The sequence below is a fragment of the uncultured Sunxiuqinia sp. genome, from assembly GCF_947495665.1.
Classification (GTDB): domain Bacteria; phylum Bacteroidota; class Bacteroidia; order Bacteroidales; family Prolixibacteraceae; genus Sunxiuqinia; species Sunxiuqinia rutila.
The window spans coordinates 37,028-58,982 of sequence record NZ_CANLZV010000015.1 but is presented as its reverse complement, the minus strand read 5'-3'; the positions used below and the strand labels follow the sequence as shown (position 1 = coordinate 58,982).

The following is a 21,955-nucleotide window of genomic DNA, read 5'->3' as shown; positions in this document are numbered from 1 at the left end:
TAGATATTATGAAATTACGGGGCGAGAACATTGTCAAGAAGTACCGAAAAAGAACTGTTGTAAAAGGAGTTTCCATTGAGGTAAACCAAGGGGAGATCGTTGGATTGCTTGGGCCCAATGGGGCCGGAAAAACAACCTCTTTTTATATGATTGTTGGCTTGATTCAACCGCTTTCGGGGAAAGTGTTTTTGGACGACCGCGATATTACCAAACTTCCGGTATACAAGCGTGCTCAGTTGGGCATTGGGTATCTGGCGCAGGAAGCATCCGTCTTTCGGCAACTGAGTATTGAAGATAACTTGCGGGCAGTGCTCGAAATGACTAGCTATTCGAAAAGTTATCAAAAGGAAAAGATGGAATCGCTGCTGGAAGAGTTTCGATTGCAGCATATCCGGAAAAGTAAAGGCTTTCAATTGTCCGGAGGGGAGCGTCGCCGTACGGAGATTGCACGGGCCTTGGCCATTGACCCGAAATTTATTTTACTTGATGAGCCCTTTGCAGGGGTAGACCCCATTGCCGTGGAAGATATTCAGGAAATTGTGATGACCCTGAAAGAAAAAAATATTGGGGTATTAATTACCGACCACAACGTGCACGAAACCCTGTCGATTACCGATCGTTCTTACCTATTGTTCGAAGGATCAATCATGAAGGCTGGCTCCGCCGAAGACCTGGCCAATGATGAAGATGTGCGACGGGTTTACCTGGGACAGAACTTCACCTTGCGGTAATGGAAAAAACAAGCCATTTTTTTTAAAGAAAACTTTTAAAACTGTTTGGCGAATAAAAAAAATAACATACATTTGCACCGCAATTAGCGGGCGTGGCGGAATTGGTAGACGCGCTAGACTTAGGATCTAGTGTCTTTGACGTGGGGGTTCGAGTCCCTTCGCCCGCACCAAACAACAAAAATAACCGTAGTGCTTGATTGAAAAAAATCTGAGCATGCGGTTTTTATTGATTTATAGGCTTTAGTTTAACTTGACAATAAGAGTTAACTATTTGGTTACTTGAACTTTTTCCAAAATCATAAGCGGATTTATATGAATATTACAAAAGAGAACATCAACGAGCTAAATGCGATTATTACTGTTAAAATTGAAAAAAGCGATTACGAAGCAACAGTAAACGAAAAACTAAAAGAATATCGTAAGAAAGCCAACATGCCTGGATTCAGACCAGGGAAAGTACCTGCCGGTTTGGTTAAAAAGATGTACGGAAAAGCAATTCTGGCTGAAGAGGTAAATAAGATGTTGTCAAATAACTTGTCAAAATTCATTGTTGACGAGAAATTGAATATTCTTGGAGAGCCCCTTCCAAACGAAGAAAAAACACCTGAGTTCTCTTGGGAAACAGCTGAAGATTTCGAATTTGCTTTTGATGTAGCCGTTGCTCCTGAAGTTGAAGTGAAATTCGATAAGCGCAAAAAATACCCTTACTACCAGATCGAAGTAGATGATAAAATGATCGATCAACAGGTAGATTCATATACCGGACGTTTTGGAGAAAATGAAACGGTTGATGCCGTTGAAGAAAAAGATACTATCCGCGGAAACTTTGTGCAGTTGGATGCCGAAGGAAATGAGCTGGAAGATGGCATCAAAGCCGAGCAAGTAATCATCGCGGTTGATGTGATGAAAGACGAGGAGGTTAAGCAAGCCATTCAAGGTAAAAAAGTAGGCGATACAATTGTATTCGATCCAATCAAAGTTTATGAAAATAAACACGAAGTGGGTCATATGCTGAATATCTCGCACGAAGAAGCTGAAAACATCGAAGGAGACTTCAAATTCACCATTTCAGAAATTCTGCGATTCAAAAAAGCCGAAATCAACGAAGACTTGTTCAAAAAAGCCTTTGGTGAAGAAACTGAAATCAAAACGGAAGAAGATTTCCGTAACAAGCTGAAAGCTGATATCGAAGAGCAACTGAAATATTCAAGCGACTACAAATTCAACATCGACAGCCGTGATATTTTGGTTGAAAAAATCGACATTGAATTGCCGGAAGAATTCCTGAAACGTTGGTTGAAAGAAACAAACAACGAGTTGACTGACGAGCAGATCGAAGCTGATTTCGATAATTTCATGAAAGACCTTCGCTGGCAGTTGATTAAAGATCGCATTGCGAAAGATAACGAAGTAGACATTAAGCCTGAGGAAGTGAAAGCAATGGCTAAAGAAGTTGCAGCTATGCAATTCCGTCAGTACGGTATGTTCAGCATGCCAGACGAGCAATTGAGTGCTTATGCCGATCAGATTCTTCAAAACGAAGAAGAAAGACGTCGCATCACAACCAAAGTGCAGGAGGATAAAATCATGGCCATCATCAAGGAAAACGTTAACCTGGATGAGAAACCAATCAGCCATGACAAGTTTAACGAATTACTCGAAAAATAATTCGACTGCTGCTTAGGCAAATAGCATAATTTTATAACTTTGTAAACTCCGTTTTTGGCTTTCAATGGCACTCTGTGTCGAAAGCATTGCGAAACCGGAGTTTACAAAGTTTTTTTTTAACCAGAATTTAAAGAGATGAACGATAAAAAAGAATTTCATAAATATGCCCAGGGGCACATGGGGATTAGTAGCTTGAACATGCATCGTTACGACTCGCTGTTCACCAACAGTCTGACGCCCTACATCATCGAAGAAAGACAATTGAACGTTGCTTCAATGGATGTGTTCTCCCGCTTGATGATGGACCGGATCATCTTTTTAGGAACACCGATTGATGATTACATCGCCAATATCATCCAGGCTCAGTTACTGTTTTTAGAGTCGACTGATCCAAGCAAGGACATTCAGATCTATTTCAACAGTCCTGGAGGTTCTGTTCATGCCGGACTCGGCATTTACGATACCATGCAATATATATCACCGGACATTGCGACGATTTGTACCGGTATGGCTGCTTCGATGGGAGCCGTATTGCTGACTGCCGGAACCAAAGGCAAACGCTCAGCATTGAAACACTCACGGATCATGATTCACCAGCCCATGGGTGGTGCACAAGGACAAGCGTCTGATATCGAGATCACAGCGCGTGAGATTATGAAGTTGAAGAAAGAACTATACGATATCATTGCCAAACATTCAGAAAACCCCTACGAGCAAGTAGAGAAAGACGCTGATCGCGACTACTGGATGACCTCGGAAGAGGCCAAAGAGTATGGCATGATTGACGATATTTTAATCAGGAATAAATAAGCATAGCAACAGAGGAGTAGATCATGGATAAATGTTCTTTTTGCGGAAAAGAGAAGAAAGATACCAACTTGTTGATTGCCGGGATGGATGGTCATATTTGCGACCACTGCATTGAACAAGCTTATGCTATTATTGAGGAAGAGCTGAAACACGACAGTGAATTTGACCTCGCAGGGTTGAAGCTGTTGAAGCCAAAAGAAATTAAGGATTTTCTCGATCAATACGTAATTGGACAGGATCAGGCCAAACGGACCTTAGCTGTTGCGGTGTATAACCACTACAAACGCTTGACCCAAAAGGTGACCAGTGATGAGACTGAGATTGAAAAATCAAACATCATTCTGGTAGGACAAACCGGTACCGGTAAAACCTTGCTGGCCCGCACCATTGCAAAAATGTTGCATGTCCCGTTCACCATCGTTGACGCGACGGTATTAACCGAAGCCGGCTACGTGGGTGAAGATATTGAAAGTTTGTTGACCCGTTTGCTGCAGGCAGCCGACTACAACGTAGAGGCAGCCGAGCGTGGTATTGTCTTTATTGATGAGCTGGATAAAATTGCACGTAAAGGTGATAACCCTTCCATTACCCGCGACGTGTCGGGCGAAGGTGTTCAGCAAGGTTTGCTGAAATTGCTTGAAGGTGCCATTGTAAATGTTCCGCCGCAGGGAGGACGTAAGCATCCGGAGCAGAAAATGATTCCGGTGAACACCAAGAACATCCTGTTTGTATGTGGTGGTGCTTTTGATGGCATTGAAAAGAAAATTGCCAAACGCCTGAATACCTCGGTGGTTGGTTTTGGCGCGCAAAAGCTGGTGGACAACCTGGACCGCGACAACATGTTGCAGTACATTGCTCCTCAGGATTTGAAAAGCTTTGGCTTGATTCCTGAAATCATTGGCCGTCTGCCCGTGCTGGCGTACCTGGAGCCGCTGGATCGTACGGCGCTGCGCAATATTTTGACCGAGCCCCGAAACTCAATTATCAAGCAATACATTAAGCTGTTTAAGCTGGACGATATTGACTTGACGTTTGAAGAGGATGCCTTGGAATTCATTGTTGATAAAGCGGTGGAATTCAGTTTGGGAGCCCGCGGATTGCGCTCAATTTGTGAAAGTATCATGATTGATGCCATGTTCGACAGTCCTTCCGATGGAATAAAAAGCCTTGTGATTACCCGGGAGTATGCGGAGGGAAAACTTGATCCCGCTCATGCCCACCGTTTAAAGGCAAGCTAAAGAGTGATTCATAAAACCTAATCAGGTAAAACCATGAGCATGCGATTACATAAAATGCAATCCAACAATGGTCATGTGTTTGTGCCTTTTCCAAGATATAGCCGGACATGTTCCGGCTTTTTTTGTCTTACTTTTTCCATACTCTTTCCTCATGATACGATTCAAAGATGTGTCTCTCAGGCTTGGAAATAAGCAGTTGCTGAAAAACTTCAACCTTCGTATTGCCAAGGGCGATAAGGTATTGCTGGCAGCTCAGTCCGGAAGTGGAAAAACCAGTTTGCTGCGGCTGATTCTGGGCTTTATTGATTCCGATTCCGGTCAGCTGTTTTATAAAAAGAAAGCGATCAGCCCGGAAAGTATTCAAAAGATTCGCAGCCAGATGGCCTACCTGAGCCAGGATGTTGATTTTCCCAATGGAAAGGTGCGCGACGTTTTTCAGGAAATTTTTCAATTCGACTCGAATAAGCATGTTGCCTATTCCGAAGAAAAGTTGCTGGAGAAGTTACGGGCTTTTGACTTGCCCGAAGCACTGCTGACTAAAAATACCAGCATCATCTCTGGAGGCGAGCGGCAGCGGTTGGGCTGGGCGCTGATCCAACTACTCGACCGTCCTGTTCTGTTACTTGATGAGCCTACTTCGGCCATGGATGAAAAGCAAAAGCAGCGGTTCATCGACTATGTTGCCCAAACCCGGAAGACCGTCATCTGTGTCAGCCATGACCCGGCCTGGCAAATTCCCGAAATGAAAGTAATCACGAATTTAATCACATGAACGCGGCCACCATACCCATTAGCGGATTGGTGTTTGGCTTGCTGCTGATTGCACCAAGCATCCTGCTGATCTGGTGGTTTAGGCTGGGAATAAACAAGCAGCTGTTGGTTTCGGTGGTTCGCATGTTGGTGCAGCTTAGCTTTGTTGCCCTTTACCTGAAATACATTTTTTTACTCGACCATATTCTGGTTAATCTGGCCTACATCCTGCTGATGGTTTTGTTTGCCGCCCACTCGGGTATCCGCAGCTCTTCGTTACGGCTGAAAAAGTTGTTGGTGCCTACTTTTATCGCCATGTTGCTGCCTACTTTGGCTACCTTGCTGTATTTCAACTGGGCCATTGTACAGCTCGAGCATATTTTTCAGGCCGATGTGCTGATTCCTGTGGCGGGCCTGATGCTGGGCAATACGCTCAAGTCAAACATTGTGGCCTTAAAGACCTTTTTCAACAGCATTCGAAAAGAAGAGAAAACCTACTGTTTCTTACTGGGCAACGGTGCGTCGAAACAGGAGGCTGCCCGCCCTTTTATGAAAGAAGCGATTCGCATGGCGATGGCTCCCAATCTGGCGACCATGGCTACGGTGGGGCTGGTGTCGCTTCCCGGCGTTATGACCGGACAGATCCTTGGCGGTTCCGACCCGGTGCTGGCAGTGAAATACCAGATTATGGTGATGGTGATTATCTTTTTCAACAGCTTGCTCAGTAATGTTCTGCAGCTGTTCTTTGCTATCCGGCAGGGATTCAATAAAAGCGATCAGCTGGATAAAAGCCTGCTGGATCAAGGCTAACGCAAACGAGCCGCAATAAAAGCACAATTCGCCACTAAACCATCCGCAGCGCTTCCTGTTTTAAACTACTATACTATAAAAACAGGAACATCATGAAATTCCATAAACCATTATTGCTGATTGTGGCGCTTGTAATCAGCCTCAGTATTTCGGCCCAACAAACTGGGCTGAAAGCCCTTGGTATCAACCTCGAAAATTACGCGTACCCTTTTGATGTGAATTACCTCAGCATCGAAAGCCAAAACGAAAGCTACCAAATGGCCTTTATGGACGTAAGGCCGGCTAACCCTAATGGTCAAGCCATTTTGCTGCTTCATGGCAAGAACTTTAACGGTGCGTACTGGCGCGAAACCGCAACTGTTTTGGCCGGCGAACAGGGTTTTCGTGTGATTATTCCCGACCAGATTGGTTTTGGGAAATCGTCAAAACCGGAACATTACCAGTACACGTTTCAGCAACTGGCTGCCAACACCAAGGCCTTGCTCGACGACCTGGGGATTGAAAAAATTAGTGTACTCGGACACTCCATGGGCGGCATGCTGGCCACCCGTTTCGCACTGATGTACCCGGAACAAACCGACAAGTTGATTTTGGCCAATCCCATCGGGTTGGAAGACTGGAAGCTGAAAGTGCCTTATCAGCCAGTACAATGGTGGTATGCCTACGAGCTGGGAAAAACCTATGAAGGGATCAGGAAATACCAGTTGGAGAGTTACTACGATAACAACTGGCAGCCCGAATACGACGAGTGGGTCAACCTGCTGGCCGGCTGGACGCTGAACATCGATTATCCGCGTATTGCGTGGAATGCAGCCCTGACTTATGACATGATTTTTACGCAGCCGGTTTGCTATGAGTTTAAGCACATTGAATCACCCACCCTGCTAATTATTGGCCAACGCGACCGGACAGCGCTTGGAAAGCCACTGGTAAGTGATGATGTAAGGGCAACCATGGGCAACTACCCCGAACTGGGCCGGCGCACCCGGGAGCAAATCCCCAATGCCCGTTTGATTGAACTGGACAATGTGGGACACTTGCCCCACATCGAAGCCTTTGACCGGTTTATCGGGCCACTGGTGGAGTTTCTAAAGGAATAAGCTGACTTCAGAAATAAACGATAGCGAAATCAAGTTGAAAACATTGGGGGCGCTTGATACTTCTCTCAGGACAGGCGAAATTTTTAATACTTGTGAAATTCTAATTTAACAGGTATCATTTTAAGATTTGATACGTATGAAAATAGAAACTAACAATTGTTAATAACTTTTTAAAGCCTGAAATTATGAGCGTAAAGTATTGTTTGATTCGGCAGGCGAGCCCGGGAGTAAAAGGCGGAGGTGCCTATAAATATTATGCGAGGGCTTGTGAACGGAAGAAAGTGAGTTTGAATCAAGTGGCAGATATGCTGGCCAGCCGGTCAACCCTAAGCCGGGCCGATATCATTGCCAACCTGGTTGGTTTGGTTGATCTGATTCCTCAATTGTTGTTGGATAATCGTACGGTTGAATTGGGTGAGTTGGGAACCTTCAGCTTAAACCTGAAGAGCCAGGCCTCGGATGAGCCGCGAACCGATGGCTTTCGATTAATCAAATCGGCAAACATTAGTTTCAGGCCAAGTCCGTACTTAAAGGACGCTGTAAAATTTCCGGAGTATGCCAAGTCGGCCAGGAGTGCTTATTAGTCGGACTTTTCCGACAAAAAAGAAAGGAATCCCGGGTTAGAGATTCCCTTTTCTTTCTGAAATGTTTATTGTTTTTGGCGTATTTCGATTGTGTTTTATGGAAGAATCACTTTGTTGATGACGTGAATCACTCCGTTGGTGGCTTGTACGTTCAGCAATCCGCTAACCAGCCCCGACTCACGCTCGTTGGCATCGGTAATGGTCAGTGTGGAAAGATCCAGTTCAAATGTTCCGTTTTTAGTCGTTACTGTTCCGGACTCCAGGTCGCTCGAGTACACCCGGCCATCAACCACATGGTATAGCAATACGTTGGTTAAGAGGTCTACCGGAATGTCATCCAGACTGTTGAAATCGGGACCCAGCTCTTCCAATAAGTCGGCAAAGGCCTGGTTGGTTGGCGCAAAGATGGTAAATGGGCCTCCTTCTGCTAAGGTGCTCACCAAGTCGGCTTTTTGAACGGCAGCAACCAGGATGGAGAACTCAGGATCGTAGCTCAGGGCGGTTTCAACCAGGTTCATGCTTGGCGGAAGCAGCACTTTGTCGATGGCGTGAATTACCCCGTTGGTTGCTTTCACATCGGCAATAGCCACATTGGCGTCATTGATCATTACCCCACCGGAAAGGTCAACTTCAACGGCTGATCCGCTCAAGGTAGGCACAAAGCCATTGGCCAAATCAGTGGAATAAACACTTCCGTCAACCACATGATACAGTAAAATCGGTGTTAATTGATCGGCAGTCAGGTCGGCTACACCACTTACGCCAATCTCGGCAAACAAGGCTTCAAATGCGGCATTGGTAGGAGCAAATACGGTGAATGGTCCACCTTCCGCTAGTGTTGTTGCCAAGTCGGCTTTCACCACAGCATCAACCAGAATCGAGAACTCAGGATTGAAGCTGATTGCTGTGCTGACCAAATCAGTTGGAGGCAATAATACTTTGTCGATGGCGTGAATAACACCATTGGTTGCTTGTTGATCAGCAATGATCACATTGGCATCATTGATCATGACACCGCTGGAAAGGTCTACTTCAACAGTTTCGCCATTCAGCGTGGGTACTGATCCGGCTTCCAAATCGAAGGAGAACACACTTCCGTCAACCACGTGGTAAAGTAAAATCGGAGTCAACTGCTCAGCTGTCAGGTCGGCCACGCCACCTACGCCAAGCTCAGCAAACAACGCTTCGAAAGCAGCATTGGTTGGGGCAAATACGGTGAACGGTCCACCTTCGGCCAGTGTTGTAGCCAGGTCGGCTTTCACCACAGCATCCACCAAAATCGAGAACTCAGGATTGAAACTGATCGCCTTCTCCACCAGGTCCATGGAAGGAGGTAGTAATACTTTATCAACAATGTGAATAACTCCGTTTTTGGCTGGTAGGTCATGCAGCTCAACCGATGCCTCGTCAATCATCACTCCATTGGATTTGTCCACGGTGATGTAGGCACCGTTGGCAGTTTCAACCAAACCATTTGACAAGTCGCCGGCTAGTACACGGCCTGCAACAGCATGGTAAAGAAGGATTGGACTCAGTTGCTCGGCTGTCAGTGCATCAATTCCATTGACTCCGAGTGCTGAGAATAACTCTTCGAACGCCTGATCAGTTGGAGCAAAGACGGTTAAATTGCTTTCGGCTATTGTACCTGCCAGACCAGCTTTTCCGATAGCGGCAATCAGGGTGTTAAATTTTGGATTCTGGGCAATAAGCATTTGACGCTTCGAATCGGAAATTTGACCGGAATAGGTCGCCGGGTCATCAGTAATCTGTTGCAGGGATGCGGCAATATCAACAGGAGAAGTGATTTCTGGCATGACAGGATCATCGTCATCGTTACAGCTAACAAAAGCAACAGAGAATAAGACTAACATTACCAGGGATAGGTACCTGGCTGGATTCAATTTTGTGTTTTCAAGTGTTTTCATCGTCGTTAAGTTTTTGAATTCAATCTTATAAACGGATCGTAAGCTAAAAGTGTTTATGTATTTTGTGTAAGTATTAAACAAATGTGGCTGTAAAAATCTTACACTCCTTTGTTTATAGTGTTTGTAGAAGGGATGGCTTGTTTGTTAATAAATGTTAATGAGTTATTGATGTTGAATTGTAGGTAAGCTTTTAATTCCGAATTCACCAGATGGTATTAGTTGTTGTTTGTTGATCTTCAGCATAATGAAGGTTGGTTTTGTCGTTTTTGAAAAAAAATGAGGTGTTTAATGCTTTGTTGAACCGGAAAAGACATTGTAGTGAACAACGGTTGGTGTAAGGCATTCTCTCGGGAGGAATTCTGTGTTTCCCAGTAAGTCGTCTATTTAAAATATTCCCGGAATATTTTTTTTCTAGAGGACTCGTTCTAACTTTAGCTGCCGGTTAGCTGTTGAAAGAACTGAAAATAGTGTTTAAAGAGATTATTGGCATATGACAAGTGCAAATGAAATTGAGAATATTGAGCTGTCGTTTTTAAAGCTCAGTGATTATGAAGAGTTGAAACAAGCCTTGATTGAGTCGTATCCGGAAATGCCCGACTCTTATTGGTTGAAACCGCATCTGAAGACTTTAATCAACCGCTTTCCGGAGGGACAGGTAGTGGTGAAAGTCAATGGCCAAATTGCGGGATGTGCCTTCTCCATCATTGTTGATTCAACGAAGTTCGGCAGTCAGCATACCTACAGGAAAATTACCGGAAACTATACGTTTAATACCCATAATCCGGAAGGCGATTTGCTCTATGGAATTGAGGTTTTCATTCGTCCTGAGTTTCGTGGTTTAAGGCTTGGCCGGCGTTTATACGATTACCGGAAAGAACTTTGTGAGCGATTAAACCTGAAAGGCGTTGCTTTTGGCGGGCGAATTCCCAATTACCATAAATACGCTGACCAAATGTCTCCCAAGGAATACATTGCCAAAGTCAGGCGTAAGGAGATTGAGGATCCCGTGTTCAACTTTCAGATTTCTAATGACTTTTATCCGTCAAAAATCCTAAAGAACTACCTGGAAGGAGATGAGGCTTCCAACGATTATGCTGTTCTGCTCAAATGGGACAATATTTATTACGAAGAAGAAAGCCGGAAGCCGGTAATCAACAAAAAGATTGTGCGATTGGGATTGATTCAGTGGCAAATGCGTCCTTATAAAAACCTGGATGATGTGATGAATCAGGCAGAATATTTTGTAGATGCGGTTTCGGGATATCGCTCTGATTTTGCCTTGTTTCCCGAGTTTTTCATGGCTCCTTTGATGGCTGAAAATAACCATTTAAGCGAGCCGGAAGCCATCCGTGAGCTAGCTAAGCACACCGATGAAATTATTCGACGGTTTTCTGAGTTGGCCATTTCGTACAATATTAACATCATTACGGGTAGCATGCCTGAAATGGTAAATGACCGCTTATACAATGTCGGCTATGTTTGCAAACGCGATGGTTCGGTTGATCGGTTTGAAAAGCTGCATGTAACTCCTGATGAAGCTAAGGTTTGGGGGATGCAGGGCGGATCGGAGCTTAAAGCGATTGAAACGGACTGTGGGAAAATTGGCGTACTGATTTGCTACGATGTAGAGTTCCCCGAATTGGGCCGTTTGCTGGCCGATGAAGGGGTTGATATTTTGTTTGTTCCGTTTTTGACGGATACCCAGAATGGCTATTCACGCGTGCGCAACTGTGCGATGGCCCGTGCAATCGAGAATGAGTGCTACGTGGCGATTGCTGGTGGCGTTGGGAATCTTCCCAAGGTGCACAACATGGATATTCAGTATGCGCAGTCGATGGTTTTTACGCCCTGTGATTTTTCCTTCCCCATGAATGGAATAAAGGCAGAAGCAACACCCAACACCGAGATGATTGTAATAGCCGATGTGGATATTGACCTGCTTCGGGAATTAAATCAGTTTGGAAGTGTGCGAAACCTGAAAGATCGGCGTAGTGATATTTTTCAGGTTAAACGAAGCTAGTTGGCAGGAGCTGTTCTCTTACTTTTAAAAAAGTCACTATTATGATAGTTCCTCAGTAAAACTGATTCGGTATTTTTTTTGAGCGGTTTGACCTTGTGTTAGAATAGGGGTAAATGCCAGGAAGAATATGAGAATTTGCTTGCAATAACACATGCTTGGAGGTGTTGATTTAGTAAAAGAAAGATATAAACAAATTCCTTATTTCGCTTGCTGTATCTGACTTGTTAGCTGTAAGTGCCAGAAAACGAATGTCCTCACGCAACCTTTTTTTGTCAATAGACATCTTAAAGGCAAACAAACACCAAAATAAACTTATGAAACAGCTAGTCTGTTTGCTTGCTTTTTTATTGGCAATGGGGACGGCCCAGGCTCAAAAAAAAGAAGTGATCTACCTCAAAAATGGGACAGTTCTGAAAGGACAGCACATCCCGGTTGATGATGAAAAAGTGGTTGTCCGTTCGGGCAAGGATACCTGGGTTTTTCAGACATCAGAAATCGACTCTGTAAGTTCAAAGTTCTCCACAGCTGTTTTAAGCGGTCAGAAAGCTTACTTCATCAAAACGACCGGTGGTTTGCTTATCGGAAGTTCATCCAACGATAAATCCAAGCCCTTTTCATTCGACGCATCTTTCAATTTAAAAGTGTTACCGAACTGGTATGCAGGCGTGGGGACTGGCGTCGATTTTTTGGAGGAGTCGTACTTGCCTGTTTTTGGGAACCTGGAGTACCATTTTCGTGAGTCGATGTTTACCCCTTTTGTTGGAGTTCAGGCGGGTTATCTTTTCCCGCTCGACGATAATATCATGGTGGGCTCTAATTATTACTACGATATTATGCCTTGGTCAAGCTCTTATTACGCCGCCCAGAAGTTGGATTGTCAAGGTGGATTTATGCTTAGTCCTAGCTTCGGCATGGTGAATCAGCTTAATGAAAACCTGGCCTTGATGATGTCATTTGGCTATCGTTTTCACCAAGTGAGTTTTGAGGGTGGAAAGGACGAGTATAAGTTGGAGCGGGAGTATAATCGCCTGACGATACGGATAGGTATTCTGTTTAACTAGTAAATTGAGAGAAATGAATGCAAAATGGATATACAGTTGCCTGTTGTTTGTTGCGGTAGTGTTTGCAGGCTGCGAAGATAAAATTGTTGAAACTTATTTGGGAAACTCGCCGGTTTACATGAGCTATGCCGATTTGCGCAATGCTGTAAAAATGGAAAGTGCCCGGGATATTGAAAACCCGGGGAAGATCTATTTCAAAGATAACTACATCTTCATTAATGAGGTGATGAAAGGAGTTCATGTGGTCGATGTGTCAGACCCTGCAAGTCCAAATTCTGTTGGATTTATTGCAATTCCCGGGAATGTGGACATTGCAATCAAAGAGAATGTTTTGTATGCCGATAGCTATATTGATTTGGTCGCTGTGGATGTGTCTGATTTAGCTTCGGTGAAGGAAGTGGGACGCGTTGAAGATATTTTTCCCTACATGTTGCCAGAGTACGATTCGGAATACCGTTTGGGAGAGGTGGATGATGAATTGGGAGTTGTTGTAGATTGGGAAATAAAGAAGGTCAAGCGCGAAATTGAGCGCAACTATTACCCCATTTATTATTACGATAGTTTCTCTGATCGTTTGGAAACAGGCGGTAGCTTTTTGACGAACTCCGGTGTTGGCGGAGGCAGTGGAACCACCTTTGGTGTTGGGGGATCAATGGCTCGCTTTGGCCTGTACAAGGATTTTCTTTATACGGTGGATAATAGTACCCTGTACACGTTCCGGATTACCGATCTGGAGAATCCGCAGGAATTAGGCTCGAACAACATTGGGTGGAACATTGAAACGATGTTTATTTATAACGATCATTTGTTTTTTGGAACAACCACAGGCATGTTGATATACAGCCTGGAGATTGAGCAGAGCCCCAAATATATTAGTCGATATCAGCATATTACAAGTTGCGATCCGGTAGTGGTGCAGGATGATTTAGCTTATGTAACACTGCATGATGGCGGTGCTTGCGGACGATCAGTCAACCGGCTTGATGTTATTGAAATGAATGATGACTATTCGCAGTTGACACCCATTGCAAGTTATTCGATGACCAATCCTCACGGCTTGGGGATCGACGATGATGTCCTGTTTATTTGTGATGGAGATGCCGGCTTAAAAGTTTTTGATGCATCGGATCCTTTACAGATTGGTTCTCACTTATTGGCAGAATTTGAGGATATCAACACCTATGATGTAATTCCTTTGAATGACTACCTTTTTATGGTTGGTGACGGCGGATTTTACCTGTACGATTATTCCGATCTTCAAAATATTACCTTGCTTTCGTCAATTCCCATTTCTATGGCAGGTAATTAATTTCAGTTAATTCAGTTTGAAATCCGGCTTTGTCATTGGGCCGGATTTCTTTTTTTAACTGTATTTCTTATTGCCGGAATGTTGGCAGGAGCTGGTTAAATCGGGTTCCAGCCCTGAGCCTGCAGCGCGATGGCTGTCCCGGCACCAGTAATCATGTTGGTTCCGCCACTGGCTTCGGTAATGTGCCCAATGACGGTAATGTCCGGATCATTCTTTATTTTGTCATGATCGGCCAGGGGAATGGTAAACAGCAACTCATAGTCTTCGCCACCATTCAGGGCAGCCACAAGGGGGTTGATGCTTAGCTCTTCAGCAAATTTCTTGGTTTGAAAATCCAGCGGAACTTTCTCTTCGTAAATGCTGCAGCCCACATTGGATTTTTTGCAGATGTGCATAATTTCAGACGACAAGCCATCCGAAATGTCAATCATGGCCGTTGGTTTAACACCCAGTCTTTTCAGGGCGCTAATGACATCGGCGCGGGCTTCGGGCTTAAGCTGGCGCTCCAGGATATAATCATAGCCTTCCAGTTTGGGCTGCTCTTTTGGGTTTACCTTGAACACTTCATTTTCGCGCTCCAGTAGTTGAAGTCCCATGTAGGCTCCTCCCAAATCGCCCGAAACACAAATCAAATCGTTCAGCTGAGCACCACTGCGGTAAACCACATCCTCGGCGTTGGCTTCGCCAATGGCAGTTATGCTGATGGTCAGCCCGGTTAGCGAGCTGGTGGTGTCGCCACCCACCAAATCGACGCCATATTTTTCGCAGGCCAGATGAATACCGGCATACAACTCATCAATCGCTTCCACCGAAAATTTACTGGAAATAGCCAGCGAAACGGTAATTTGACGAGGTTGGGCATTCATGGCAAAAACATCGGATAAATTAACCACCACTGCTTTGTAGCCTAGATGCTTGAGAGGGACATACATCAGGTTGAAGTGAATGCCCTCCGTCAGGAGATCAGTCGTTACAACAATTTGTTTGTCATCAAAGCGAAGTACGGCAGCATCATCTCCAACGCCTTTGATCGTGCTCTTGTGTTGAATTTGGACGGCTTGAGTCAGTCGGTCAATGAGTCCAAATTCGCCGAGAGTAGAGAGTGCTGTTTGATTTTTAGTATTATCCATTTTTTAAATATCAGACCTTAAGGTGTGGATTTAAGTGTTTTCGCCTGCAAAAATAGCTTTACTTCCTTATCTTTGCAATTATTTTTAAACAGTCTATTTTAAAGTTTGTTATTACAAGCGGAAAAAGTAACGTATAAAAGTGGGATAATGGAAGAACAAGACAAGATATTACATGAGGTAACCTCGCAAGAATATAAATTTGGATTTGTCTCTGATTTTGAGTCAGAATCAATTCCCAAAGGCTTAAATGAAGATGTTATTCGGGTGATTTCGGCCAAAAAGAATGAACCTGAGTTTATGCTGCAGTTTCGGTTGGATGCCTATCGTAAGTGGCTGGAAATGCCCATGCCGGATTGGGCTTATCTGAAGATTCCACCCATTGACTTTCAGGATATCATTTACTATTCAGCCCCTAAAACAAAACCGCAGTATGAGAGTCTGGATGAAGTAGATCCGGATTTGATCGAAACCTTCAACAAGCTTGGAATTCCACTGGAGGAGCAGAAGGTGTTGGCTGGCGTGGCTGTTGACGCGGTCATTGACAGTGTGTCGGTTAAAACGACCTTTAAGGAAACCCTGGCAGAGAAAGGCATTATCTTTTGCTCTTTCAGCGAGGCCGTGCAGGAACATCCTGACTTGATCAAAAAATACTTGGGAATGGCTGTTCCCACCTCTGATAACTTTTTTGCCGCTTTAAACTCAGCTGTCTTCTCCGATGGTTCTTTCTGCTATATTCCCAAAGGAGTTCGTTGCCCCATGGAGTTGTCTACCTACTTCCGGATCAATGCAGCCGGAACCGGCCAGTTTGAGCGGACTTTGATTGTGGCTGAAGACGAAAGCTACGTAAGCTACCTGGAAGGATGTACCGCGCCCATGCGGGATGAAAATCAATTGCACGCTGCCGTGGTTGAGATCATTGCGCTGGATCGGGCCGAAGTAAAATACTCAACGGTTCAAAACTGGTATCCGGGAAATAAAGAAGGAAAAGGTGGTGTTTACAACTTTGTAACCAAACGGGGAATTTGCCGCGGTGTTTCTTCAAAAATTAGCTGGACACAGGTGGAAACCGGTTCGGCCATTACCTGGAAATACCCAAGCTGTATTTTGATGGGCGACAATTCGGTTGGAGAGTTTAATTCCGTAGCCGTAACCAACAATCACCAGCAGGCCGACACCGGAACGAAGATGGTTCATATCGGGAAAAACACGAAAAGTACCATCATTTCCAAAGGTATTTCAGCCGGCGTAAGCAATAACGCTTACCGCGGCTTGGTGAAAGTACTGCCTGGAGCCGTTAATTCGCGAAACTTTTCACAGTGTGACAGCCTCTTGCTAGGATCAACTTGTGGCGCACACACGTTCCCCTACATCGAAGTGGGAAACAAATCATCGGTGGTGGAACATGAGGCAACCACTTCCAAAATTGGCGAAGACCAGATTTTCTATTGCAACCAGCGGGGAATTTCAACCGAGGATGCCATTGGAATGATTGTGAACGGTTATGCCAAGGAGGTCTTGAATAAGCTGCCAATGGAATTTGCCGTAGAGGCCCAAAAGCTGCTGGCCATCAGTTTGGAAGGAAGTGTTGGATAATAGAATGTATATATAAATCATAGATTTTGAGTGAGTTTTTTGCCTGGCGGTCACTTGCCTGATCCGGTTTCAATCCCTCAAAAAAAAGGAAGAGGGAGAAGCACACAGATATCACGGACGATTGCAAATGAAACTCATAGCTCGAAACGCGAAACTTAGAATAACATGCTAACAATAAAAAATTTAAGAGTTGCTATTGAAGGAAAGGAAATCCTGAAAGGAATCAACCTTGAAATTAAAGCAGGCGAAGTACATGCCATCATGGGACCCAATGGTTCAGGAAAAAGTACCCTGGGTAATGTTTTGGCAGGAAAAGAAGAATACGAGATACTGGATGGCGAGGTGATCTATGAAGGACAAGACTTGTTGGATCTTTCAGCGGAAGACCGTGCCCGTATGGGTGTCTTTTTGGGCTTTCAGTATCCGGTAGAAATTCCGGGTGTACCGATGGTCAACTTCATCAAAACCTCAGTAAATGAAATGCGCAAATTTAAAGGTCTGGAGCCTTTAACAGCAGGTGAGTTTCTGAAACTGATGCGGGAGAAAAAAGAACTGGTTCATCTGGATTCTCAGTTAACCAACCGTTCGGTGAATGAAGGTTTTTCCGGCGGGGAGAAAAAGAAAAATGAAATTTTCCAGATGGCCATGCTGGAACCCAAATTAGCCATTTTGGATGAAACAGACTCCGGTCTGGATATCGATGCGCTTCGAATTGTTTCTGATGGTGTAAACGCCTTGAAACACCCTGAGCGTTCAACCATTGTGATTACTCACTACCAGCGCCTGTTAGACTATATTGTTCCGGATTTTGTGCATGTTTTGTACCAGGGACAGATTGTAAAATCAGCCGGCAAAGAATTGGCCTTGGAGTTGGAAGAAAAAGGGTACGACTGGTTAAAAAATCATAGTTTATGACATTGACAGCAAATAAAGTCGCGTTAAGCGAAAAATATACCGAGCTTTTTCATGCAAACCGCAGCTTGCTGGATGAAGGTTCATCCGACTTGCTCAACCGGATGCGTGAAATTGCAATTAAACGTTTTGAAAAGGTGGGAATTCCCGGCTTCAAAAACGAAAATTACAAATACACCAACCTTGAGCGGGTTTTCGGAAAGTCATTCCGTCACTTGCTGGAGTACCAACCGGTGGATGTGGATCTGAATGAAGCCTTCCGTTGCGATGTTCCGCAGTTGGATACCGATGTGGTTCTGTTGGTTAATGGTTGGTACTATGCGAAGAATCAACCGTTGAACAACCTTCCTAAAGGGGTGGTTGTAGGAAGTTTGAAGCAGGTTGCCAATGAACAGCCCGAACTGGTAAAGGACTACCTGAACCGTCAGGCTGGCCTGAGCGACGATCCGATTGTGGCCTTAAATACGGCTTTTGCGCAGGACGGTTTTTTCATGTACGTTCCTGATCAGGTGGTGGTCGAAAAGCCTATCCAGGTGATTAACCTGATGCGGGCTGAAGAACCTGTTTTTGCTACGCAGCGCAACCTGATTATTGCCGGCAAAAACAGCCAGGCTAAAGTGATCTTTTGCGATCATACGATGAATCCGGTGGATTTTCTGACCAACAGTGTCACGGAAGTTTTTGTCGGTCAGGATGCCGTTCTGGATATCTATACCATTCAAAACCAAAACAATCAGGCCAATTCGGTGAACTCTTCCTTTTTCAGACAGGAAGCCAATTCGAACTTGCTAAGCAGCGTAGCTACTTTGCATGGCGGACTGATTCGGAACAATTTGAAGGTTGAGATGGCTGGTGAACATGCAGAAGCCAACTTGTATGGCATGTCCTTCACCGACAAAAATCAGCATGTTGATAACTTTACCAACATCGAACATGCGGTACCCAATTGCTTGAGTAACCAGGTGTATAAGAATGTGTTGGACGAGGACTCCGTAGGTGCTTTTACCGGACGGATTCACGTGGTGCGCGATGCTCAAAAAACCAACGCTTTCCAAAGAAACAACAATGTGTTGTTGACCGACTCGGCCAAAATGAATACCAAGCCGCAGCTGATTATTGATGCGGATGATGTAAAATGTAGCCATGGTGCCACCATTGGTCAGATTGATGAAGAGGCCCTGTTTTACCTGCGTGCCCGTTGTATTGGAGAGGCCGATGCCCGCATGATGCTGATGAATGCCTTTGCTCATGAGGTGGTTCAGAACATCCGGGTGGAACCGCTTCGTGACCGGATTGATGAGCTGGTCGAAAAGCGACTTCGCGGAGAACTGGCCCGTTGCCACGCTTGCGATAAAAATTAACAAGATACCATCAAAGCCTCACTAGTGTGAGGCTTTTTTTTGGCTTCTAAACTTTCAGCGGTAAAGCCAATGGAAATGAAAAATTGGAATATGTTGTCCCATAAAGCCTAGAGAAATCGAACTCTCAGCGTTGTTTGGCTTTAGCCACATGCAAATTCCTGGGAAAAGCCGGGGAACGGAGCAGCTGGCTGTAAACTTCAAAAGTTTAATCAAAAACATTAGTTTTGTACTTCTGTTAGTGTATTGAGAACACCGATACAAGGATGGCCTCAATTTCCATTTAATTCAAAAACAATCATGACACTCGATATTGCCCGCATACGGAAAGATTTTCCAATATTAGACCAACAGGTTTATAATAAACCACTCGTTTACCTGGATAGTGCCGCTTCTTCGCAAAAAGCGCTGTCGGTTTTAAAAAAGGAGGAGCAGTTGCATCTGGAGTATTATGGCAATATTCACCGGGGGGCACATTTTATGGCCGACCAGGCCACCAATGATTTTGAGGCTGTTCGCGACCTGACGAAAGACTTGCTTGGAGCCAATTCGCGCGAGGAAATTATTTTTACCAAAGGCACCACGGAGAGCATCAATCTGGTGGCTTTTTCGTTTGGCGAAGCCTTTGTCAATGCGGGTGACGAAATCATTGTTTCGGAAATGGAACACCATGCCAACATTGTCCCCTGGCAGTTGATGGCCGCGCGAAAAGGGGCTAAAATTGTTGTTTTGCCTTTTGATGACCATGGCCGATTGGAGATTGAAAAGCTGGACGAACTGATGACTTCCAAAACCAAGCTGATTGCTGTAGCTCATGTTGCCAATACGCTGGGAACCATCAATCCGGTGAAGCAAATTATTGCGAAGGCGCATCAGGCTGGCGTAAAGGTATTGGTTGATGGTGCGCAGGCCATTTCGCATTTGAAGGTGGATGTGCAAGACCTGGATGCTGATTTTTATGTATTCTCAGCCCACAAAATGTATGGCCCCAACGGGGTGGGCGTTTTATACGGAAAAAAGGAGCTGCTGAACCAAATGCCACCCTACCAGAGCGGGGGGGAAATGATTTCGGAAGTGACTTTTCAGAAAACTTCGTTTAACGAGTTGCCCTATAAGTTTGAAGCCGGAACCCCTAACATTACTGGAGTTATTGCTTTTGGAGAGGCCATTCGCTATTTGCAAAGTTTGGCGATGGACGAAGTAGCTGCTTACGAGCACCAGTTGCTGGAGTATGCCACGCAAAAGATGAACGCAATTCCTGGGATGCTGATTTTCGGCACGCAGAAGGAAAAGTCAGGCGTGATTACTTTTAATATTGAAGGTATCCATCCGTTTGACTTGGGCACCATGCTGGACAAGATGGGCATTGCTGTTCGCACTGGCCGCTTGTGTGCCGATCCGGTGATGGATCATTTTCAGCAGCCGGCAACCATTCGGGTTTCATTTGCCGTGTACAATACGTTGGAGGAAATTGACCAGTTTATCGAGGCACTCAAAAAGCTGGTTGTCATGCTGAGTTAGAAGTTGGCTTGCAGGCAGGAGGTTGACCGTAAAAAAAACAAAAACAGGAATCCTTTCGAATCCCTGTTTTCTTCTTTCCCCTTTTCATCAACTTCTCGATCTCAGCTAAACGCTATATTTTCTTACTATGTGGGGTATTATAGATTGGTTTTTTTTGAATTAAGCGGTGGCTTGCCGGATAACAGAAACTAGCTGATCCGCCTGCATAACGCCGCTTCCGGTCCATTTGCGTTGTCCGTTCTGAAAAATCATCAGTGTAGGAACATTGCGAATTTGAAACTTCATGGCAATTTCCTGATTCTTATCCACATCAATTTTTAAAATACGAACCTGTTCTCCCAGCTGCTCTTTAACCTGTTTCAGTATGGGAGCCATCATTTTACACGGGCCACACCATTCGGCTGAAAAATCGATCAGCACCGGCGTGTTTCCCTGAATAATCTGATTAAACTTTTCCATCGTCTGCTGTTTTTTTCTCTTTCTTTTTTAAATCACTAATCAGAAAGCCCATCAATCCTCCGTACAAAGAGCTGGTGTGCCAGTTGGCCTGGATGGGGCAGGTGCCCGAATTACAGCCAATGTAGTGCCAATATAAAAAGCCGGCAAAAGCGCCGATGAGCGTTCCGGCAATGCGCCATTTATGTTTGAGGAAAAATTGTTTCATGGTACTCTGATTTTTTAGCAAAGAAATAGGATTGCCTGCTTTCAGCAAGTGACTTGGGTCACATAAGCCAGTTCCCTAAGCGTTGAGCTTAATTAACGGGGAGAAGTCCAGTTCATTTCGGCTGATTTTAACCAGCCCTTGTTGTTCCATCTTTTTCAGTAGCCGTGAAATCACTTCGCGCGAGCTATTTAGTTGGTAGGCAATGTCCTGGTGTTTGCCGATGTATCGTTTTTCACCGGTCGCCTCAAAGCGGGTCATAAAAAAGCGTCGCAGTCGTTGGTCCAAATTCTGAAAGGCGATGGCATCAATGGTATCGAGCAGCTCGTCAAAGCGCTTGCGGTAGGCGTACATCACATACGACTTCCACTCGGGAAAGCGTACCATCCATTGGTCTAGCAATTCAACCGGAATGCGAATAATCAGGCTGTCCTGCTCAGCAATGGCGCTGATGTTGCTTTGCTGCTGGCCCATGCAGCAGGTAAGCGCCATGGAGCATACCTCGCCCGGATTCAGAAAGTAAAGGAGTAACTCGCGGCCGTCGGCTTCCTGGCGGATTACCCGCAGGCTTCCTTCCAGGATTAGTGGAAAGGACTTGATGAATTGCCCTTCGCGCAAAATCTCTTCTCCGGCATGTAGTTCCTGAACAACCCCATGTTGTTCAATTTCCTGCAGGAGCTCGCTTTCAAAAAACGGGAAGCGCTTGGATAATATGTGTTGAATGTTGGGCATGAATATGCATAAAAATAGCAAGAATAATGAAAAAATCGCCTG

The 21,955-nt window shown here is 44.9% G+C and carries 20 protein-coding genes and 1 tRNA gene; 16 read left to right on the top strand and 5 right to left on the bottom strand.

What is annotated here, in order from left to right; genetic code table 11:
• The first annotated feature begins 8 nt into the window (after nucleotides 1-8).
• The 9 genes from lptB (at nucleotide 9) to Q1A18_RS15690 (ending at nucleotide 7,691) form a co-directional block, all read left to right on the top strand.
• Nucleotides 9-731, top strand: a complete 723-nt coding sequence (gene lptB, locus Q1A18_RS15730; RefSeq protein ID WP_299582695.1) for an LPS export ABC transporter ATP-binding protein — start codon at nucleotides 9-11, stop codon at nucleotides 729-731.
• 86 nt (nucleotides 732-817) lie between these two features.
• Nucleotides 818-901, top strand: a tRNA-Leu gene (locus Q1A18_RS15725).
• 142 nt (nucleotides 902-1,043) lie between these two features.
• Entirely contained in the window at nucleotides 1,044-2,399 is a 1,356-nt protein-coding gene (gene tig, locus Q1A18_RS15720) for a trigger factor (RefSeq protein WP_299582692.1), read from the top strand.
• A 135-nt stretch (nucleotides 2,400-2,534) separates the two neighbouring features.
• Nucleotides 2,535-3,209: an ATP-dependent Clp endopeptidase proteolytic subunit ClpP gene (clpP, locus tag Q1A18_RS15715; protein ID WP_299582689.1), complete on the top strand. Its 675-nt coding sequence runs from the start codon at nucleotides 2,535-2,537 to the stop codon at nucleotides 3,207-3,209.
• Nucleotides 3,210-3,232: 23 nt separating this feature from the next.
• A complete protein-coding gene (gene clpX, locus Q1A18_RS15710) occupies nucleotides 3,233-4,447 on the top strand; it encodes an ATP-dependent Clp protease ATP-binding subunit ClpX (RefSeq protein WP_299582686.1) in 1,215 nt (404 codons plus the stop codon).
• Between the two features lie 151 nt (nucleotides 4,448-4,598).
• Nucleotides 4,599-5,219 (top strand): ATP-binding cassette domain-containing protein, encoded by a 621-nt coding sequence (locus Q1A18_RS15705; protein WP_299582683.1) that lies wholly within the window; start codon nucleotides 4,599-4,601, stop codon nucleotides 5,217-5,219.
• Nucleotides 5,216-6,007 carry an ABC transporter permease gene (locus Q1A18_RS15700; RefSeq protein ID WP_299582680.1) on the top strand — a complete coding sequence of 264 codons (792 nt, stop codon included), beginning with the start codon at nucleotides 5,216-5,218 and terminating at the stop codon, nucleotides 6,005-6,007. The genes Q1A18_RS15705 and Q1A18_RS15700 overlap by 4 nt, the downstream gene beginning before the upstream one ends.
• Nucleotides 6,008-6,099: 92 nt before the next feature.
• A complete protein-coding gene (locus Q1A18_RS15695) occupies nucleotides 6,100-7,107 on the top strand; it encodes an alpha/beta hydrolase (protein WP_299582677.1) in 1,008 nt (335 codons plus the stop codon).
• A 185-nt stretch (nucleotides 7,108-7,292) separates the two neighbouring features.
• Nucleotides 7,293-7,691 (top strand): HU family DNA-binding protein, encoded by a 399-nt coding sequence (locus Q1A18_RS15690; RefSeq protein ID WP_299582674.1) that lies wholly within the window; start codon nucleotides 7,293-7,295, stop codon nucleotides 7,689-7,691.
• A gap of 95 nt (nucleotides 7,692-7,786) precedes the next feature.
• On the opposite strand, the gene Q1A18_RS15685 is transcribed toward Q1A18_RS15690, so the two are convergent.
• Complete coding sequence (locus Q1A18_RS15685) at nucleotides 7,787-9,616, bottom strand: fasciclin domain-containing protein (protein WP_299582671.1); 1,830 nt, start codon at nucleotides 9,614-9,616, stop codon at nucleotides 7,787-7,789.
• A 490-nt stretch (nucleotides 9,617-10,106) separates the two neighbouring features.
• Here Q1A18_RS15685 and Q1A18_RS15680 point away from each other — a divergent pair, with 490 nt between their 5' ends.
• The 3 genes from Q1A18_RS15680 to Q1A18_RS15670 all read left to right on the top strand — a co-directional run bounded on the left by Q1A18_RS15680 (nucleotide 10,107) and on the right by Q1A18_RS15670 (nucleotide 14,006).
• Nucleotides 10,107-11,636, top strand: coding sequence for a bifunctional GNAT family N-acetyltransferase/carbon-nitrogen hydrolase family protein (locus Q1A18_RS15680; protein ID WP_299582666.1), 1,530 nt, complete (start codon nucleotides 10,107-10,109; stop codon nucleotides 11,634-11,636).
• A gap of 314 nt (nucleotides 11,637-11,950) precedes the next feature.
• Complete coding sequence (locus Q1A18_RS15675) at nucleotides 11,951-12,697, top strand: hypothetical protein (protein WP_299582663.1); 747 nt, start codon at nucleotides 11,951-11,953, stop codon at nucleotides 12,695-12,697.
• A gap of 13 nt (nucleotides 12,698-12,710) precedes the next feature.
• Complete coding sequence (locus Q1A18_RS15670; RefSeq protein WP_299582660.1) at nucleotides 12,711-14,006, top strand: hypothetical protein; 1,296 nt, start codon at nucleotides 12,711-12,713, stop codon at nucleotides 14,004-14,006.
• A 95-nt stretch (nucleotides 14,007-14,101) separates the two neighbouring features.
• Here Q1A18_RS15670 and thiL read toward each other — a convergent pair whose 3' ends face one another.
• Nucleotides 14,102-15,136 carry a thiamine-phosphate kinase gene (gene thiL, locus Q1A18_RS15665; protein ID WP_299582657.1) on the bottom strand — a complete coding sequence of 345 codons (1,035 nt, stop codon included), beginning with the start codon at nucleotides 15,134-15,136 and terminating at the stop codon, nucleotides 14,102-14,104.
• Nucleotides 15,137-15,283: 147 nt separating this feature from the next.
• On the opposite strand from thiL, the gene sufB reads away from it, so the two are divergent.
• From sufB to Q1A18_RS15645, 4 genes are all read left to right on the top strand, one after another.
• Nucleotides 15,284-16,729, top strand: coding sequence for a Fe-S cluster assembly protein SufB (sufB, locus tag Q1A18_RS15660; RefSeq protein ID WP_299582654.1), 1,446 nt, complete (start codon nucleotides 15,284-15,286; stop codon nucleotides 16,727-16,729).
• A gap of 165 nt (nucleotides 16,730-16,894) precedes the next feature.
• A complete protein-coding gene (sufC, locus tag Q1A18_RS15655; protein ID WP_299582651.1) occupies nucleotides 16,895-17,644 on the top strand; it encodes a Fe-S cluster assembly ATPase SufC in 750 nt (249 codons plus the stop codon).
• The gene (sufD, locus tag Q1A18_RS15650) at nucleotides 17,641-19,002 is read left to right on the top strand and encodes a Fe-S cluster assembly protein SufD (protein WP_299582648.1); all 1,362 of its coding nucleotides are present in this window, start codon (nucleotides 17,641-17,643) and stop codon (nucleotides 19,000-19,002) included. The genes sufC and sufD overlap by 4 nt, the downstream gene beginning before the upstream one ends.
• A 297-nt stretch (nucleotides 19,003-19,299) precedes the next feature.
• A complete protein-coding gene (locus Q1A18_RS15645) occupies nucleotides 19,300-20,520 on the top strand; it encodes a cysteine desulfurase (protein WP_299582645.1) in 1,221 nt (406 codons plus the stop codon).
• Nucleotides 20,521-20,679: 159 nt separating this feature from the next.
• On the opposite strand, the gene trxA is transcribed toward Q1A18_RS15645, so the two are convergent.
• The 3 genes from trxA to Q1A18_RS15630 all read right to left on the bottom strand — a co-directional run bounded on the left by trxA (nucleotide 20,680) and on the right by Q1A18_RS15630 (nucleotide 21,913).
• Nucleotides 20,680-20,979 carry a thioredoxin gene (trxA, locus tag Q1A18_RS15640; RefSeq protein WP_299582642.1) on the bottom strand — a complete coding sequence of 100 codons (300 nt, stop codon included), beginning with the start codon at nucleotides 20,977-20,979 and terminating at the stop codon, nucleotides 20,680-20,682.
• Nucleotides 20,966-21,184 carry a DUF6132 family protein gene (locus Q1A18_RS15635; RefSeq protein WP_299582639.1) on the bottom strand — a complete coding sequence of 73 codons (219 nt, stop codon included), beginning with the start codon at nucleotides 21,182-21,184 and terminating at the stop codon, nucleotides 20,966-20,968. Before Q1A18_RS15635 ends, trxA begins: the two co-directional genes overlap by 14 nt.
• A gap of 75 nt (nucleotides 21,185-21,259) precedes the next feature.
• The gene (locus tag Q1A18_RS15630; protein ID WP_299582636.1) at nucleotides 21,260-21,913 is read right to left on the bottom strand and encodes a Crp/Fnr family transcriptional regulator; all 654 of its coding nucleotides are present in this window, start codon (nucleotides 21,911-21,913) and stop codon (nucleotides 21,260-21,262) included.
• Nucleotides 21,914-21,955 lie beyond the last annotated feature (42 nt).

Excerpts from the sequence above, each read along its gene's own strand:
- tig (WP_299582692.1), top strand. The coding sequence starts at position 1,044 with ATGAATATTACAAAAGAGAACATCAACGAGCTAAATGCGATTATTACT.
- Q1A18_RS15670 (WP_299582660.1), top strand. The coding sequence starts at position 12,711 with ATGAATGCAAAATGGATATACAGTTGCCTGTTGTTTGTTGCGGTAGTG.
- Q1A18_RS15635 (WP_299582639.1), bottom strand. The coding sequence starts at position 21,184 with ATGAAACAATTTTTCCTCAAACATAAATGGCGCATTGCCGGAACGCTC.
- Q1A18_RS15690 (WP_299582674.1), top strand. The coding sequence starts at position 7,293 with ATGAGCGTAAAGTATTGTTTGATTCGGCAGGCGAGCCCGGGAGTAAAA.
- clpP (WP_299582689.1), top strand. The coding sequence starts at position 2,535 with ATGAACGATAAAAAAGAATTTCATAAATATGCCCAGGGGCACATGGGG.
- Q1A18_RS15645 (WP_299582645.1), top strand. The coding sequence starts at position 19,300 with ATGACACTCGATATTGCCCGCATACGGAAAGATTTTCCAATATTAGAC.
- Q1A18_RS15695 (WP_299582677.1), top strand. The coding sequence starts at position 6,100 with ATGAAATTCCATAAACCATTATTGCTGATTGTGGCGCTTGTAATCAGC.
- sufB (WP_299582654.1), top strand. The coding sequence starts at position 15,284 with ATGGAAGAACAAGACAAGATATTACATGAGGTAACCTCGCAAGAATAT.
- Q1A18_RS15630 (WP_299582636.1), bottom strand. The coding sequence starts at position 21,913 with ATGCCCAACATTCAACACATATTATCCAAGCGCTTCCCGTTTTTTGAA.
- trxA (WP_299582642.1), bottom strand. The coding sequence starts at position 20,979 with ATGGAAAAGTTTAATCAGATTATTCAGGGAAACACGCCGGTGCTGATC.
- Q1A18_RS15685 (WP_299582671.1), bottom strand. The coding sequence starts at position 9,616 with ATGAAAACACTTGAAAACACAAAATTGAATCCAGCCAGGTACCTATCC.
- Q1A18_RS15700 (WP_299582680.1), top strand. The coding sequence starts at position 5,216 with ATGAACGCGGCCACCATACCCATTAGCGGATTGGTGTTTGGCTTGCTG.
- clpX (WP_299582686.1), top strand. The coding sequence starts at position 3,233 with ATGGATAAATGTTCTTTTTGCGGAAAAGAGAAGAAAGATACCAACTTG.
- Q1A18_RS15680 (WP_299582666.1), top strand. The coding sequence starts at position 10,107 with ATGACAAGTGCAAATGAAATTGAGAATATTGAGCTGTCGTTTTTAAAG.
- thiL (WP_299582657.1), bottom strand. The coding sequence starts at position 15,136 with ATGGATAATACTAAAAATCAAACAGCACTCTCTACTCTCGGCGAATTT.
- lptB (WP_299582695.1), top strand. The coding sequence starts at position 9 with ATGAAATTACGGGGCGAGAACATTGTCAAGAAGTACCGAAAAAGAACT.
- Q1A18_RS15705 (WP_299582683.1), top strand. The coding sequence starts at position 4,599 with ATGATACGATTCAAAGATGTGTCTCTCAGGCTTGGAAATAAGCAGTTG.
- sufD (WP_299582648.1), top strand. The coding sequence starts at position 17,641 with ATGACATTGACAGCAAATAAAGTCGCGTTAAGCGAAAAATATACCGAG.
- sufC (WP_299582651.1), top strand. The coding sequence starts at position 16,895 with ATGCTAACAATAAAAAATTTAAGAGTTGCTATTGAAGGAAAGGAAATC.
- Q1A18_RS15675 (WP_299582663.1), top strand. The coding sequence starts at position 11,951 with ATGAAACAGCTAGTCTGTTTGCTTGCTTTTTTATTGGCAATGGGGACG.